We start from the raw sequence: 15,154 nt of genomic DNA, 5'->3' as shown, positions 1-15,154 counted from the left end.
GGCGTGTGCCTCAGAGTGCGCCATGGCGCACTCTGAGGCACACGGGGCGGGGATGGGTCTCGGGGTGGCGTCGCGCCGCGGTGGGTGGGACACGACAGAATGGCCGACATGGCACGGCGTACCACGAAGACCCCACCCCCTGACGACTTCGAGGAGCACATCCTCGACACCGACATCCGGGACGAGATGCAGAGCTCGTTCCTGGAGTACGCCTACTCGGTCATCTACTCGCGTGCGCTGCCCGACGCGCGCGACGGGCTCAAGCCGGTCCAGCGGCGGATCCTCTACACGATGCACGACATGGGGTTGCGGCCCGACCGGGGCCACGTGAAGTCGGCCCGGGTGGTCGGCGAGGTGATGGGTCGACTCCATCCCCATGGCGACGGCGCCATCTACGACGCGCTGGTGCGCCTGGCCCAGCCGTGGTCGATGCGGCTGCCGATGGTCGACGGCCACGGCAACTTCGGGTCTCCTGACGACTCCCCCGCCGCCATGCGCTACACCGAGTGCCGGATGGCACCGCCCGCGGTGGCGATGGCGGACTCGATCGACGAGAACACCGTCGACTTCAAGCCCAACTACGACAGCCGCGAGAGCGAACCGGTCGTGCTGCCCTCGGCGATCCCCAACCTGGTGGTGAACGGCACGACCGGGATCGCGGTCGGTATGGCCACGAACATCCCGCCCCACAACCTGATCGAGGTGGTGCAGGCGCTGCGCCACCTGATCGTCCACACCGACGCCACGCTCGACGACCTGATGCGGTTCATCCCCGGGCCCGATCTGCCCACCGGCGGCAAGATCGTCGGCCTCGAGGGCATCCGTGACGCCTACGAGTCGGGCCGGGGCAGCTTCAAGATGCGCGCCACCGCTCGGGTCGAGTCGGTCGGTCGCCGCAAGGGCATCGTGGTGACCGAGCTGCCCTACGGCGTGGGCACGGAGAAGGTCGTGGAGCGGATCAAGACCCTGGTGCAGGGCAAGAAGCTGCAGGGCATCGCCGACATCAAGGACCTCACCGACCGCGACAAGGGGCTGCGCCTGGTGATCGAGGTCAAGAACGGGTTCGTGCCCGAGACGCTGCTCGAGCAGCTCTACCGGCTGACGCCGATGGAGGACAGCTTCGGCATCAACACCGTCGCCCTGGTCGACGGGCAGCCGCGGACGCTGGGTCTCAAGGAGCTGCTCGAGGTCTTCCTCGCGCACCGGTACGACGTGGTCCGCCGACGCACGCAGTTCCGCCGCGACAAGAAGTTCGAGCGGCTCCACCTCGTCGACGGGCTGCTGATCGCGCTGCTCGACATCGACGAGGTCATCCAGGTGATCCGCAGCTCCGACGACACCGCCGCCGCCCGGTCGCGACTGATGTCGGTGTTCGACCTGTCGCAGGCGCAGGCCGACTACATCCTCGAGATGCAGCTGCGGAGGCTCACGAGGTTCAGCCGGATCGAGCTCGAGAAGGAGCAGGAGACGCTCCGTCGCGAGATCGAGGAGCTCGACGCGATCCTCGCCGACCGCGAGCTGTTGCGCACCGTCGTCTCCCAGGAGCTCGCCGACGTCGCCTCGACGTACGGCACCCCGCGCCGGACCGTGCTCCTGGAGTCCGCGGGCAGCGCGGCGATCACCGCCGCCGCCGCGCCGCTCGAGGTCGCCGACGACCCCTGCTTCGCCTACCTCTCCTCCAGCGGCCTGCTGGCCCGCACCACCTCCGACGACCCGCCCGGCTCGGGTGGCGCCCGCAGCAAGCACGACGTGGTGGTGTCGGCGGTCCGCACCACCGCCCGCGGCACGATCGGGCTCCTCACCAACCGCGGCCGGGTCGTCAAGCTCGGAGTGCTGGAGCTCCCCACGCTCCCTGCCTCGGCGAACGAGCCGCACCTCTCGGGTTCGAGCCCCGTCAGCGAGTTCGTGTCCCTCGAGCCCGGCGAGCGCGTGCTCGGCCTGACGTCGCTTCCGACCGACGGCCCCGGCCTCGCCCTCGGCACCAAGCAGGGAGTCGTCAAGCGGGTGAACCCCGAGGTGCTCGCGCGCGACGACTGGGAGGTGATCTCCCTCAAGGACGGTGACGAGGTGGTCGGGGCGGTCGAGCTCACCACCGGTGAGGAGACGCTGTGCTTCGTCACGACCGAGGCGCAGCTGCTCCACTTCGCGGCGTCACTGGTCCGACCGCAGGGCCGCAGCGGTGGCGGCATGGCCGGGGTCAAGCTCGGCGCCGAGGACCGCGTCGCCTGGTTCGGAGCGATCGAGACCAGCCCGGAGGACGCGGTCCTGGTGACCGCCTCCGGCTCGGCGACGGCGCTGCCCGGGACCGAGCCCGGGTCGGTCAAGGTCACGCCCTTCACCGAGTACCCCGCCAAGGGCCGCGCGACCGGTGGTGTCCGCTGTCACCGGTTCCTCAAGGGCGAGGACACCCTCGTGTTCGCCTGGGCCGGTACGGCGCCCGCCCGGGCAGCCGCGGCCAGCGGGGCTCCGGTGGAGCTGCCGGAGGCCACCGGGAAGCGCGACGGCTCGGGGCTGCCCGGCAGTCAGCCGATCGTCGCCTGCGCCGGCCCGGTCGCCGCTCGGCGGGCCCTCGCCGGTGTGGAAGGCTGAGCGCGTGCCCCTGCGCCTTCCTGTCCGGCAGTCCCTGCTGGGGCTGCTCGCCGTGCTGGTGCTGACCCTGGTCGGCTGCAGCGGCGACGAGGACCCCGTCAGCGACGACGCCACCCCCGAGGAGGTCATGGCGCTGGCCAAGATGACCCTCGACGAGACCAGCGGGGTCCGGCTCGACCTCCAGACCGAGGAGGTGCCGGCCGGGGTCACCGGGATCTCGGCGGCCACCGGCGTCGGCACGCACGCGCCGGCCTTCGACGGCACGCTGACCGTGATCCTCGGGGGGCAGCCGTTCGAGGTGCCGGTGATCGGGGTCGACGGCACGGTGTGGGCCCAGATCCCGCTCACGCCCGGCTGGTCCGACGTCGACCCGGCCGACTACGGCGCACCCGATCCGCTCCAGCTGATGTCGACCGACGCCGGGTTCTCCTCCCTGCTCACGCAGACCACCGGACTGGAAGAGGGTGAGAGCGTCCGGGGCGGGGAGAACAACGCCGAGGTGCTCACCGAGTACACCGGGACGCTGCCCGACTCCGTCGTCAGCAACGTGATCCCGAGCGCATCGGGTGACTTCGACGCGACGTACACGATCAGCGACGGCGGCGAGCTCCGCACCGTCGAGCTGACCGGCGTCTTCTACCCCGAGACCGACCCGATCACCTACACGATCGGGTTCGACGACTACGGCATCGAGCCGGACATCACGGCCCCATGAGCGAGCCGGTGGCCGTCGACGGCCGCGCCCGGCTGCTTCTCGCGCTCGCCGCCGTCGCGGTCGCCTTCGCCGCCGCCGACACCTACGTCGTCGTGCTCGCGCTGCCGGACATGATGGCGGCGGTCGGCGTACCCATCGACCAGCTGCAGCGCGCCGCGCCGATCGTCTCCGGCTTCCTGCTCGGGTACGTCGCGATGCTGCCCCTGATCGGTCGGATCGCGGACCTCCGAGGCCGGGTGCCGGTGCTGGTCGCAGCACTGGTGCTGTTCGCCGCCGGTTCGCTGGTCACCACGCTCGCCTACGACATGCCGTCGATGGTCGGGGGTCGGTTCCTCCAGGGCGTCGGCGGCGGGGGGCTCGTGCCGGCCACGCTGGCCCTGGTGGCCGACCTCTATCCCGCGCAGCGACGCGGGGTGCCGCTCGGCGTGGTGTCGGCCGTCCAGGAGCTCGGCAGCGTCCTGGGCCCGCTCTTCGGCGCCGTGGTCATCGCCGTGGCCGACTGGCGGGCGATCTTCGCGATCAACCTGGCGGTGGGGCTGGTGCTCGCGGCAGCGATCCGGGCGGCCGGGGGTTTCGAGGCTCGCTCCGCTCGCACCTCGACCACCGGCCCGCCTGACCTCGTCGGGATGGTCCTGCTCTTCATCACGCTGGTCTCCGGCGCCCTGGTGTTCGTCCAGCCGGCGCAGCTGTTGCGTGACCTCACGTGGGGCCAGCTGTTCATCCCGGTCACGGGCGACAGTCGCTGGCTCGCGCCGCTCGGGCTGGTCACGATCGGTGCCGCGGTGCTGCTGCTCGCCCGGTGTCTCACCGCCCGCCGACCGCTGGTCGACCTCCGCGACTGGTGGGGCTCGATGCGTGAGGCAGACCTGACCGGTGCCCTGCTCCTCGCGGTGGCGCTCGCGGGGGTGATCCTCGCGTTCGCGACCGCCGACCCGCGGATCCAGGTCTTCTCCGACCAGGGGATCTGGTACCTCGCGGGCGGCGCGCTGGCCGCGGCAGCCTTCGCGGTCCACCTCGGTCGAGCCGAGGCGCCGCTGGTGCCCCGCGGCGCGCTGCGACGTACGCCGGCGTGGGGCTCGATGCTGGTGAGCCTCTTCATCGGGGCGGCACTGATCGCGGCCCTGATCGACATCCCGATCTTCGCCCGCACCACGATCTACGGCGACAGCCAGCTGATGGCTGCTCTGGTGCTGGTCCGGTTCCTCGTCGTCCTGCCGATCGGCGCCGTGGTCGGGGGCTACCTCACGCGCAGCCTCCCGGCGGGCGTGGTCACCGCGATCGGCATGGCCTTCGCCGCGGCCGGCTTCGTCGGGATGAGTCGCTGGGACATCGCCGCGCTGGAGAGCTGGACCGCCACCGTCCCACTGGTGCTGGGCGGCTTCGGGTTCGGCCTCGCCCTCGCCCCGGTCAACGCAGCGGTGCTCGCGACCACCGACGACCACGTGCACGGTCTCGCCTCGGCGTTCGTGGTCGTCGCGCGGATGGTCGGGATGCTCGTGGGCATCTCGGCACTGACGACGATCGGCCTGCGCCGCTACTACGCCGAGCAGTCCGACCTGCCGAACGTCCGCGACGTCTGCGACGGCAGGAGCCGGTGCGCGGAGTTCACGCTGCTGCTCAAGGAGGCCGGGATCGTGCAGGAGCACGTGGTTTTCCTCGGGGCCGCCTGGTGCGCGGTCGCCGCCGGCGTCTTGGCCCTCGCCCTGTTCCGTGGTGCGCCGACCCGAGCCGCTACGGTCAGCCCGTGGCCGACTTCGACGACCTGATCGCCGCCAACCGCGATTTCGCTGCCGACTTCGACCTCGGTGGGTTCGACGGCGTGGCCCATGCCGGCATCGCCATCGTCACCTGCATGGACTCGCGGATCGACCCGCTGCGGATGATGGGCCTGCAGCACGGCGACGCGAAGATCTTCCGCAACCCGGGCGGCCGGGTCACTCCGCAGGCCCTGGAGGCGCTCGTGCTCGGCGTCCACCTGCTCGGTGTCGATCGGATCCTGATCGTTCCCCACACACGCTGCGCGATGGCCACCCACAGCGAGGCGGAGCTGCGGCGGCAGGTCAGCGAGTCCGCAGGCACGGACGCGTCCTGGCAGCACTTCGGAGTGATCGAGGACCAGCTGACCGCTCTCGGGCAGGACGTCGCCACCGTGCGCTCCCACCCGTTGATCCCCGACCGGGTCCGGGTCGGCGGGTTCGTGTACGACGTCGACACCGGTCTGTTGCACCAGCACGTCTGAGCGCAGTGGTCTAGACCGCGCGGCCAGCACGGTCGGCCGGGACCGACAATCCACCCATGGAACTGCTCGAACGCGAGCAGCAGCTCGGGGCGCTTTCCGCGTACGCCGGCGAGGTCGGATCCGGCGCGGGCCGTCTGGTGCTGGTCTCCGGCGAGGCCGGCGTCGGCAAGTCGTCGCTCCTCGAGGCGGCCGAGCGTGAGCTGGTGGACCTGCGCTGGGCATGGGGCGTCTGTGACGGCGGGTTCACACCGCGCCCGATGGGCCCACTGGTCGACGTGTCGGAGCAGCTCGGCCCAGAGCTGCGCAGCGCGGTGGCCCGCGACGCCGGGCGGCAGGAGCTCTTCACGACCCTTCTCAACGAGCTCGCTGATCAGACCACGGCGCTGGTCTTCGAGGACGTGCACTGGGCGGATGAGGGAACGCTCGACCTGATCCGTTACGTCGCCCGACGGCTGCAGCGCCGCCCGGCGCTGGTCCTGGTGAGCTATCGCGACGAGGAGCTGGCCCCGGCCCATCCCCTCCGGCTGGTGCTGGACGCGCTGGCTCCCGAGCGCGTCGCCCGGCGCATCGCGCTGCCGCCGCTGACCACCGCGGCGGTCGCCAGGCTGGCGGCGGACTCCGAGCTGGACCCGGACGAGCTGTACCGCCTCACCGCCGGCAACCCGTACTTCGTGACCGAGCTCCTCAGCGCCGACCCCGGAACGATGCCGACGTCCGCGCGCGACGCCGTGCTGGCGCGGGTCGCCCGGCTGGGCCATCGACCACGCGCTGTGCTCCAGACCGCGGCGGCGATCGGCGCCAGGGTCGACCCGGACGTTCTCTGTGCGGTCTCGGACTGCCGGCCCGACGACCTGGACGACCTCGTGTCCTCCGGCCTGCTGGTCAGCGACCAGCGGCTGCTGAAGTTCCGGCACGAGATTGCGCGGCGCGCCGTGAACGAGGCCACGCCTGCCCACCGCCGCACCGATCTCCACCGACGGATCCTGGCCGAGCTCCGCCGCCAGGGCGCGGACGACGCCGTGCTCGCCCACCACGCAGAGGCCGCCGGGGACGGCGCCGCGGTGCTGGTGCACGCACCCGCAGCTGGCGCGCGCTCGGCGGCACTGTCGGCCCACCGAGAGGCAGCCAGTCAGTACCAGCGGGCGGTCCGCTGGGCCACGCGGGACGACCGCGAGCGCGCCGGGCTGCTCGACGCCCTGTCCACCGAGCTCGGCCTGCTCGACCGTTGGGAGGAGGCGGAGGAGGTCGGGCGCGATGCGCTGACACTGTGGCGCACGCTCGGGGACGGGCTCCGCGAAGGTGACTGCCTCACCCGGCTCTCCCGCGTCGTCTGGCGGCTCGGACGCGGGAAGGAGAGCGACCAGATGATCGCCGAGGCGACTGCGATCCTCAGTCCGTTGGGAGCCACCCCCGAGCTCGCTCGCGCGCTCACCCAGCAGGCCGGCGCCAGCATGACCTCGGGCCGTTTCGCGGAGGCCATCAAGCAGGGCAACCGGGGCTTGGAGCTCGGGAGATCGCTGGGTATGACCGACGTCGTGGCGGACGCGCTCAACAACATCGGGATCAGCGAGCAGGCGCTGGGCGGGGACTGGCTGGCTTCCATGGAGGAGTCCGTCGCGGTGGCCACCGCCGGCGGTCTCGGCGAGCAGGCGGGCCGCGCGTTCGTGAACCTGTTCTGCGGCTACAAGCAGGCGCTGCGGTACGACGACGCGGAGCGGGCGTTCGACGCCGCTTGGGCCTGGTGCGAGGACCACGACGTGCCGACCTACGGCAACTGCCTGCTCGGCGAGCGCAACGAGATCCTGGAGCGGCTCGGTCGGTGGGACGAGGCGTGGGACCTGGCGCACGAGCTCTTTGGCAAGCACATGTCGCCGATCAACCGGTTGCACCCGATGCTGGTGACCGCGCAGATCGCCCTCCGACGCGGCGCCGACGACGCGCGCGAACGCGTAGAGCAGGTGACGGCGCTTGCGAGAGCACTCGGTGAGCCGCAATGGATTGTCCCGACCGAGATAGCACGCGCCGAGTACCACTGGACGGCGGGCGAGGACGACCTGGCAGCACAGGCCATCGAGTCCGTGGTGGACATCCTGCCTCTGACCGTTCCCTGGGTCCGCGCCGAGGCATCGGTCTGGGAGCGCCGGCTCGGCCTCAGCGTCACCACCGTCGACCCGCCTGAGCCGTTCTCGCTCGAGCTCGCCGGCGACGCCCGCGCAGCGGCTGAGATGTGGCAGCGGCTGGGGGCGGACTTCCCCGCGGCACTCGCAGTGGTCGGAAGCGCTGACGAGGTCGACTGGCGGCAGGGGCTCGACCTGCTGGACCGGCTCGGCGCGGACGCGACCGCCTCCGGTGTCAGGCGCCGCTTGCGGTCTGCCGGCGCGCGCGGGCTGCCACGCCGACGTCGGAGCGAGACGCGCGCGCATCCCGCGGGCCTGACCCAGCGCGAGCAGGAGGTGCTGGCGCTGCTCACCGAGGGACGGAGCAACGACGAGATCGCCGACGCCCTGGTCATCTCGCCGAAGACCGTCGACCATCACGTGTCCGCCGTGCTTGGCAAGCTCGGTGTCCCCAACCGTCGCGCGGCGGCCGCGCTGGCACTGGAGCAGGGTCTGGCCGGTCTCCCTGGGGAGGCCGAGCCCGCAAGATAGGGAGTCGCTCCCGATCCCTCCACCCACCGTGGGGTCCTAGCGTCGCCGGACCGGCTGCGGAAGGACTGCAGTCGACACGAGTCGTCAAAGAGGGGAGCATCACCATGCCGCTGTTCATGGACGTCCACAAGCTCGGCGAGCGGGTCGGGATCGAGGACGTGGCCAAGGCTCACATGGCCGACCTGCAGGAACAGGACAAGTACGACGTGAAGTACTTGCGCTACTGGGTCGACGAGGCCCAGGGCACCATCTTCTGCCTCGCCGAGGCCCCCACCGCGGAGGCGGCAGCGACCGTCCACCGTGAGGCACACGGGCTGGAGGCGCAGGAGATCTTCGAGGTCAAGGAAGGGTCGTGATCGTCGCGGAGAAGCTTCTGGATGCGTCATGCGGATGGAGCCATAGATGGCACCATCCGTATGACCCATCGTGGTGGGAGGCGGCCACTACGGTGGGCGCATGTCGCTGCCACTGAGCGTGTCACCGGACGTCGCGGAGGCCCTCGGGGCCGGCGACCCGGTGGTCGCGCTGGAGTCCACCATCATCAGTCACGGGCTGCCGCGGCCGCGCAACCTCGACGCGGCCCGTGACTTCGAGGGGATCCTCCGTGAGCGGGACGTCACGCCGGCGACGGTGGCGGTCCTCGACGGGACGCTCAAGGTCGGGCTGACCGACGACGAGCTGCGGCGGGTGGCCGAGGAGGACATCGTCAAGGTGTCTGTCCGCGACCTGCCGGTCGTGGTCTCCCGCGGCGGCAGCGGCGCCACGACCGTCGCGGGGACGGCGTTCATCGCCTCGCTCGCGGGGGTCCGCGTCTTCGCGACCGGCGGGCTCGGCGGCGTGCACCGCGGAGCATCCACGACGTTCGACGAGTCGGCTGACCTGCCGGTGCTGGCGCAGGTCCCGATCACGGTGGTGTCGGCCGGCGTGAAGTCGATCCTCGACATCCCTGCCACGCTGGAGCGGCTGGAGACCCTGAGCGTGACCGTCGTCGGCTACCGGACCGACGAGTTCCCGAGCTTCTGGCTCACGACCTCCGGTGAGCGGCTCGACTGGTCGGTGCCCGACGGCGCCGCGGTCGCCGAGGTGATGGCGGCGAACGACGCGCTCGGCCGCCGCTCGGCGGTTCTGGTCGCGAACCCGCTGCCCCCCGAGCAGCAGCTCGACCCGAGCGTCCACGACGCCGCCCTCGCCCAGGCGCTCGCCGAGGCCGACGGCCTCACTGGCAAGGAGGTGACGCCGTTCCTGCTGCAGCGGATCGTGGAGATCACCGGCGGCACCAGCCTCGAGGTGAACCTCGAGATCGCCGCCAACAACATCCGGGTGGCCGCCGACATCGCCCGCGCTTGGGCAGCTCGAGGATGACGCGGATCCTGGTCGTCGGCGACGTGGTCGACGACATTGTGGTGCGTCCGCTCGGCTCGGTGAACACCGCGAGCGACACCGACGCCGAGATCCGCCGGACCGCCGGAGGGTCGGCCGCGAACGTCGCGGCCTGGTTGGGTCACCTCGGCGCAGACGCCCGGTTCGTCGGGCGGGCCGGCGTGGAGGGTGCGGCGCGGCACCGGGCCGCGTTGTCGGCGTACGGCGTGGACGCGCGCGTGACCGCCGATCCCGACACCGAGACCGCGACGATCGTGCTCAACCTGGACCCTGCTGGTGAGCGGACGATGTTCGTCGACCGGGCGGCCAACGCACGCCTCTCCCCCGGCGACCTGCCGCCGTCGGTGCTCGAGGGCGTGGGCTGGCTGCACCTGACCGGTTACTCGTTCTTCGACGACGCGGTACGACCCGCCGTGCTCGACCTGCAGCAGCGGGCACGCGGGGCGGGCTGCGGGGTGTCGGTGGATCCCAGCTCCGCGGGCTTCCTCGCCCGCTGTGGGGCCGACACCTTCCTCGAGTGGGTCGGGGGGGCCGACGTACTGCTCCCGAACCTGCTCGAGGGGCGCTTCCTCACCGGACTGTCGGAGCCGGACGACGTCGCTGCCGCCCTGGCGGAGCGGTTCCCCGCAGTCGTGCTCACGCTGGGCGCGGAGGGCGCGCTGCTCGCCTCGGCCGGTTCATCGACCCGGGTCCGCGCCGAACCTGCGGTCGTCGTCGACACGACGGGGGCCGGCGACGCGTTCGCCGCCGGTTTCCTGAGCGTCTGGACGTCCGAGGCCGACCCCGCAGCCGCCCTCGCTGCCGGTGCCCGCGCGTCCGCGCAGGCGATCAGTGTGCTGGGGGCCCGGCCGGGCGGCTAGCCCGGCTTCTGCAGCCTGACGCGCTCGAAGTACCCGGCCCAGAGTCGTTGACGCTGCACCAGCGTGAAGCCCACCCGTTCGGCGAGCGTCGCGGGTCGGCCGTGCCGCCAGCGCGGCTCGAGGTGGTCGAGGAGGAGCAGCGAACCACCAGGCCGGACCACGCGATGCAGCTCCGCCAAGGTGCCACTGCGGTCGTCGACGTCACAGAGGGCCAGCGTGCACACCACCGCGTCGAACGTGTCGTCGTCGAACGGGAGTCGGCGCCCGTCCGCAACACCCAGGTGCACCGTCTGCCCCCGTGCTTGCGCACGCGCCGCCGCCACCGCGAGGCGTTCGGGGTCGAGATCGACGGCGCTCAGCTCGACGTCGCTCGCGTACCAGGGGAAGTTGAGGCCGGTCCCGGCTGCCAGCTCCAGGGTGCGTCCGTGCGCCTGCCGGCACACCCAGGGACGGCTGTCCCGGATCGTCAGCCTCTCGCACCCGTACCCGGCGCCGTACCCCGAGCGGCGGTCGAGCCGACGTTGTCGGGTGCGGTCTGATCGGGCCACGGTCACAATCCCCAGAAGGGCCCCGACAGGCCGACGCTTCGGAGGTAGTCGGCGGACTCGGCGGGCTCTCTTCGCTGGTAGCCGCGGTCGAGACGGCCTGTGTACCAGTCGGAGGAGAAGCGCCACAGCGTGGACAGGTCCATCACGTACCCGCGGTCGTTCCCCGTCTGGAGCAACCAGGCGTCGACGCACGCCTCGTCGCAGAAGATGCGCTGGTGAGCGCAGGTGGTGACGACGTCGTCCCACATCCGAGCGGCGGGGATCAGGAAGTGGGCGACCTGGCCACCCGGTGGAGGCTTCTCACGGTCGACGTTCCACGCGTGCGGCGTGGAGCACGCGGGGCACCGCGTTGCGATGAGGAGCTCGGACTCGTGCTCGAGCAGGTGGGCCATGGCGAACGAGTCCCACGCACATCCACCCCACCACAGGGTCGACGCGCCCATCACGGAGAACCCCAATGGCACTGCCGAGAACGGGTGGGCCATGACGATGTCGCCCCCGTCGTCGAGGACGAGGTGTCTGGCTTCTGCCAGCTCCTGCAGGGCTCCTGAGACGTCTCTGGCCGGCAGCCCGAGCCGGCTCGCGAGCTCGGCGGTGATCGGCGGCCGGCCGGTACGCGCGAACGCGGTGTACACCGCCAGCCGCACGTCCTCGACGTCCACCCCAGGGAGGCTACTTGTGCCGAGGCTGCCGCGATTCCTTGGCCTTGGCGATCAGCGACTTCAGCTTCTCCTGGTTCTCCGGCTTGCGGGCTTGGTCGTAGACCATCTTCGCGGCGCCGATGGCGGCCGCACCTCTGATGAGCTTCATGGGAACGGCGTACCCATCCGCACGGCGGCTCACACCCCTTCCTGATGAGCGGTTCGTCACGCTCGGTTCGGCCGGGGGTCGTGGCCCGGGTTTCGAGGCTCGTCGCTGCGCTCCTCGCACCTCGAAGTGGGTAGGGGTTCCGAGACGGGTCCGGGAAGAACTCAGGTGCAGGACGTCCGGCCCGCCCAGTACGGTCGCGGACATGACCGCGGATGAGTTCGTGCCGGCAGGCTTCGATCCCCCGATCTCGCTCACGACCGACCAGTTCCGCCTCGAACCGCTCGGGCCGCAGCACAACGAGGCCGATCATGCGGCGTGGACGTCGAGCATCGAGCACATCCGCTCCACTCCCGGCTATCCCGACGGCAGCTGGCCCCCACCCGAGGGCCTGACGCTCGAGCGGAACCTCGCCGACCTGCGCCGTCACGCCGAGGACTTCACGCGGAGAGTCGGCTTCACCTTCACCGTCCTCGACCCACGCGACGACGACGTCATCGGTTGTGTCTACCTGTACCCCACGCCATCCCCGGACTGGGACGTCACCGTGCAGTCCTGGGTCAGGGCCGACCGGGCGGACCTCGACGTACCGCTCGCCGACGCCGTCGCACACTGGCTCGCCGCCGACTGGCCGTGGGAGCGCGTGGACCGCTGTGGTCGCTGAGCCCTGACGAACCAGGCAGGCGGCTCAGGCGTCGAGTGTCTCCACGTCGACCTCGTAGGCACCCTGCACGATGAACTCCTTACGCGGGGCGACGTCGGAGCCCATCAGCAGGTCGAAGACCCGGGCGGCCTCGTCGGCGTCGTCGAGCGTGAGCCGGCGCAGCGTACGGCGTCGGGGGTCCATGGTGGTCTCGGCCAGCTGGTCGGCGTCCATCTCGCCGAGGCCCTTGTAGCGCTGCACGGGGTCCTTCCAGCGGACCCCCTTCTTCGTCAGCTCGGCCAGCTTCCGCTGCAGCTCGTCGTCGGAGTAGGTGTAGACGTACTTGTCCATCCCCTTCTTGGGGTTGGAGAGCTCGATCCGGTGCAGTGGGGGTACGGCGGAGTAGACCCGGCCGTCGGCGACGAGCTCGCGCATGTACTTGAAGAACAGCGTCGCGAGCAAGGTACGGATGTGGGCGCCGTCAGAGTCGGCGTCCGCCATGAAGATGATCCGGCCGTAGCGGCGGGCCTCGACGTCGAAGTCACGGCCCGAGCCAGCTCCCACGACCTGCAGGATCGAGGCGCACTCGGCATTCTTGAGCATGTCGGCGACCGACGCCTTCTGCACGTTGAGGATCTTGCCGCGGATCGGCAGCAGGGCCTGGAACTCCGAGTTGCGGGCGAGCTTGGCGGTGCCGAGGGCTGAGTCCCCCTCGACGATGAAGAGCTCGGTGCGCTCGTTGTCCGTGGCGCGGCAGTCGGCCAGCTTCGATGGCAGTGCGGAGGACTCGAGTGCGTTCTTGCGGCGCTGGGTCTCCTTGTGCTGGCGCAGCGTGACCCGGGTCTTGGCCGCCCCGGCGACCTTCTCCATCAGCAGCTTCGCCTGGGCCTTGTCAGCGCGCTTCGTGGAGGTGAGGAACTTCTTGAGCTCGGCACTCACGATCTTGCGTACGACGGCACGCACCGCCGGCGTCCCGAGGATCTCCTTGGTCTGACCCTCGAACTGCGGCTCGGCGAGCCGGACCGTCACGACCGCGGTCATGCCCTCGAGGATGTCGTCCTTGATGACGTCGTCGTCGTTGACCTTCAGCGCCTTCGTCGCCCGCATGGCGTCGTTGAACGTCTTGGTGAGCGCCGCTTCGTAGCCGCTGACGTGCGTGCCGCCCTTGGGGGTGGCGATCACATTCACGAACGACTTCACCTCGGTGTCGTAACCCGTGCCCCACCGCACGGCTACGTCGACCGTCAGCTCGCGCTCGACCTCCTGCGGCGTCATGTGGCCCTGCTCGTCGAGCAGCGGCACGGTCTCGCTGAACGCGTCCATGCCCTGCAGCCGCAGCACCTCGGTGACGGGGTCGTCATGAGCGAGGAACTCGACGAACTCGGCGATGCCGCCGTCGTGACGGAACTTCTCCTCGACCGGACCCCTGCCCTCGGGGTCGGTGCCGCGCAGGTCGCGGATCACGAGCTCGAGACCGGGGACGATGAACGACGTCTGCCTCGCGCGGCCGAGCAGCCCCTCGAACTCGAACGTGGCGTCCTTGGTGAAGATCTGGCGGTCGGGCCAGAAACGGATCCGGGTGCCGGTCTTGCCCTTGGAGACGCGCTTGCCCTTGCGCGTGAGTCCGGACTTGGGGGTGAACGACCCGCCCGGCCCCTCGCCGTCGAAGACACCGGGGACGCCGCGCTTGAAGCTGAGCCCCTGCTGGGAGGGCGCGCGGTCGACGTCGATGTCCATCCGCGCCGACAGCGCGTTGACGACCGACAGTCCGACCCCGTGCAGGCCACCGGTCGCGACGTAGGAGCCGCCACCGAACTTGCCGCCGGCGTGCAGCTTGGTGGCGACCACCTCGACTCCGGGCAGCCCGGTCTTGGGTTCCTTGTCGGTCGGGATGCCTCGTCCGTCGTCGTACACCTCGACGGAGTCGTCCGGGTGCAGCGTCACCTCGACCCGGTGTGCCGAGCCCGCCAGCGCCTCGTCGACGCCGTTGTCGATGATCTCCCAGAGACAGTGCATGAGGCCGCGGGTGTCCGTGGACCCGATGTACATGCCGGGACGCTTGCGCACCGCCTCGAGTCCCTCCAGGACGAGGAGGTGGACGGCGTTGTAGGTGTTGTCGGCGATGGTGCTGCTCCGTTGCCTGGTCTGTCGATCGCTCTGCCGATCGGTGCTGTCGAGTCCGAATCTACCCACGACACGCCGGACGTCGGCGCAGGCTCGCCTGCCGGTGGAAAGCCGAGCCCCGGACTACGGTGGATCGAAAAGCAACATCTGTGGCTCAGGTCACGGTGCGGAAAAGATTCCTCCACAAGGTTCCGAAATCGGCAACGAGGAGGCCCGCGACCGCGTCACACTCACCACAGGCAGTTGAGTCGAGAGGGGGCCCACCACATGGAAACCCTCGCAGCACGATTTCGGTGCCGTGGTTGGATTGAGGTGTCGAGCGACACGTACCGGCGGGAATCTTTGGGTACCTCCCCTACGTTCTCCAGACACCACGAGAAGCAGAAATGAGGCCGATGTGACTACTGCCGTTGCCCCTGGTGCATCCGCGCTGAGCGCTGCAGACCGCTGCGACCGCTGCGGGGCACAGGCCTACCTGCGGGTCGAGCTCCAGGCGGGCGGTGAGCTGCACTTCTGCGCCCACCACGCGCGCGAGCACGGCGACGCGCTCCGCGAGGTCGCAGCTTCCATCCAGGACGAGACCCACAGGCTTTCCGGTACG

At 70.7% G+C, this 15,154-nt stretch carries 14 protein-coding genes; 10 read left to right on the top strand and 4 right to left on the bottom strand.

The window, feature by feature from the left end; genetic code table 11:
* Nucleotides 1-108: 108 nt before the first annotated feature.
* The 8 genes from VFZ39_RS16100 (at nucleotide 109) to VFZ39_RS16065 (ending at nucleotide 10,431) form a co-directional block, all read left to right on the top strand.
* Complete coding sequence (locus VFZ39_RS16100; RefSeq protein WP_330866802.1) at nucleotides 109-2,589, top strand: DNA topoisomerase IV subunit A; 2,481 nt, start codon at nucleotides 109-111, stop codon at nucleotides 2,587-2,589.
* A 4-nt stretch (nucleotides 2,590-2,593) separates the two neighbouring features.
* Nucleotides 2,594-3,304, top strand: coding sequence for an LppX_LprAFG lipoprotein (locus VFZ39_RS16095; protein WP_330866801.1), 711 nt, complete (start codon nucleotides 2,594-2,596; stop codon nucleotides 3,302-3,304).
* Complete coding sequence (locus VFZ39_RS16090; RefSeq protein ID WP_330866800.1) at nucleotides 3,301-5,070, top strand: MFS transporter; 1,770 nt, start codon at nucleotides 3,301-3,303, stop codon at nucleotides 5,068-5,070. The genes VFZ39_RS16095 and VFZ39_RS16090 overlap by 4 nt, the downstream gene beginning before the upstream one ends.
* Nucleotides 5,049-5,543, top strand: coding sequence for a carbonic anhydrase (locus tag VFZ39_RS16085; RefSeq protein ID WP_330866799.1), 495 nt, complete (start codon nucleotides 5,049-5,051; stop codon nucleotides 5,541-5,543). Before VFZ39_RS16090 ends, VFZ39_RS16085 begins: the two co-directional genes overlap by 22 nt.
* A gap of 56 nt (nucleotides 5,544-5,599) precedes the next feature.
* Complete coding sequence (locus tag VFZ39_RS16080; RefSeq protein ID WP_330866798.1) at nucleotides 5,600-8,191, top strand: helix-turn-helix transcriptional regulator; 2,592 nt, start codon at nucleotides 5,600-5,602, stop codon at nucleotides 8,189-8,191.
* A gap of 104 nt (nucleotides 8,192-8,295) precedes the next feature.
* A complete protein-coding gene (locus tag VFZ39_RS16075) occupies nucleotides 8,296-8,547 on the top strand; it encodes a nickel-binding protein (protein ID WP_330866797.1) in 252 nt (83 codons plus the stop codon).
* 100 nt (nucleotides 8,548-8,647) lie between these two features.
* Nucleotides 8,648-9,553, top strand: a complete 906-nt coding sequence (locus tag VFZ39_RS16070) for a pseudouridine-5'-phosphate glycosidase (RefSeq protein WP_330866796.1) — start codon at nucleotides 8,648-8,650, stop codon at nucleotides 9,551-9,553.
* A complete protein-coding gene (locus VFZ39_RS16065; protein ID WP_330866795.1) occupies nucleotides 9,550-10,431 on the top strand; it encodes a sugar kinase in 882 nt (293 codons plus the stop codon). The genes VFZ39_RS16070 and VFZ39_RS16065 overlap by 4 nt, the downstream gene beginning before the upstream one ends.
* Here VFZ39_RS16065 and VFZ39_RS16060 read toward each other — a convergent pair.
* From VFZ39_RS16060 to VFZ39_RS16050, 3 genes are read right to left on the bottom strand one after another with little or no spacing between them, the layout of a single operon-like run.
* A complete protein-coding gene (locus VFZ39_RS16060; RefSeq protein WP_330866794.1) occupies nucleotides 10,428-10,979 on the bottom strand; it encodes a class I SAM-dependent methyltransferase in 552 nt (183 codons plus the stop codon). The genes VFZ39_RS16065 and VFZ39_RS16060 overlap by 4 nt on opposite strands.
* Before the next feature lie 2 nt (nucleotides 10,980-10,981).
* Entirely contained in the window at nucleotides 10,982-11,641 is a 660-nt protein-coding gene (merB, locus tag VFZ39_RS16055; protein WP_330866793.1) for an organomercurial lyase, read from the bottom strand.
* A gap of 10 nt (nucleotides 11,642-11,651) precedes the next feature.
* On the bottom strand, nucleotides 11,652-11,789 hold the full coding sequence (locus VFZ39_RS16050) for a hypothetical protein (RefSeq protein WP_330866792.1): 138 nt from the start codon (nucleotides 11,787-11,789) through the stop codon (nucleotides 11,652-11,654).
* Between the two features lie 202 nt (nucleotides 11,790-11,991).
* Between VFZ39_RS16050 and VFZ39_RS16045 the strand changes: the two genes are divergently transcribed.
* A complete protein-coding gene (locus tag VFZ39_RS16045; protein ID WP_330866791.1) occupies nucleotides 11,992-12,450 on the top strand; it encodes a hypothetical protein in 459 nt (152 codons plus the stop codon).
* A 24-nt stretch (nucleotides 12,451-12,474) separates the two neighbouring features.
* Here the strand turns inward: VFZ39_RS16045 and VFZ39_RS16040 are convergent, their stop codons facing one another.
* Entirely contained in the window at nucleotides 12,475-14,622 is a 2,148-nt protein-coding gene (locus tag VFZ39_RS16040; RefSeq protein WP_414690308.1) for a DNA gyrase/topoisomerase IV subunit B, read from the bottom strand.
* A 328-nt stretch (nucleotides 14,623-14,950) separates the two neighbouring features.
* On the opposite strand from VFZ39_RS16040, the gene VFZ39_RS16035 reads away from it, so the two are divergent.
* A partial coding sequence (locus VFZ39_RS16035; RefSeq protein ID WP_330866790.1) for a DUF7455 domain-containing protein occupies nucleotides 14,951-15,154 on the top strand: 204 nt, incomplete at its 3' end.

The sequence above is a fragment of the Nocardioides sp. genome, assembly GCF_036374615.1.
In the GTDB taxonomy this organism is placed as follows: Bacteria; Actinomycetota; Actinomycetes; order Propionibacteriales; family Nocardioidaceae; genus Nocardioides.
This window is presented reverse-complemented; position numbering and strand designations above follow the sequence as displayed.

Coding starts and splice junctions, on each gene's coding strand:
- VFZ39_RS16090 (WP_330866800.1), top strand. CDS start 3,301: ATGAGCGAGCCGGTGGCCGTCGACGGCCGCGCCCGGCTGCTTCTCGCG.
- VFZ39_RS16065 (WP_330866795.1), top strand. CDS start 9,550: ATGACGCGGATCCTGGTCGTCGGCGACGTGGTCGACGACATTGTGGTG.
- VFZ39_RS16070 (WP_330866796.1), top strand. CDS start 8,648: ATGTCGCTGCCACTGAGCGTGTCACCGGACGTCGCGGAGGCCCTCGGG.
- VFZ39_RS16075 (WP_330866797.1), top strand. CDS start 8,296: ATGCCGCTGTTCATGGACGTCCACAAGCTCGGCGAGCGGGTCGGGATC.
- VFZ39_RS16080 (WP_330866798.1), top strand. CDS start 5,600: ATGGAACTGCTCGAACGCGAGCAGCAGCTCGGGGCGCTTTCCGCGTAC.
- VFZ39_RS16050 (WP_330866792.1), bottom strand. CDS start 11,789: ATGAAGCTCATCAGAGGTGCGGCCGCCATCGGCGCCGCGAAGATGGTC.
- VFZ39_RS16045 (WP_330866791.1), top strand. CDS start 11,992: ATGACCGCGGATGAGTTCGTGCCGGCAGGCTTCGATCCCCCGATCTCG.
- VFZ39_RS16100 (WP_330866802.1), top strand. CDS start 109: ATGGCACGGCGTACCACGAAGACCCCACCCCCTGACGACTTCGAGGAG.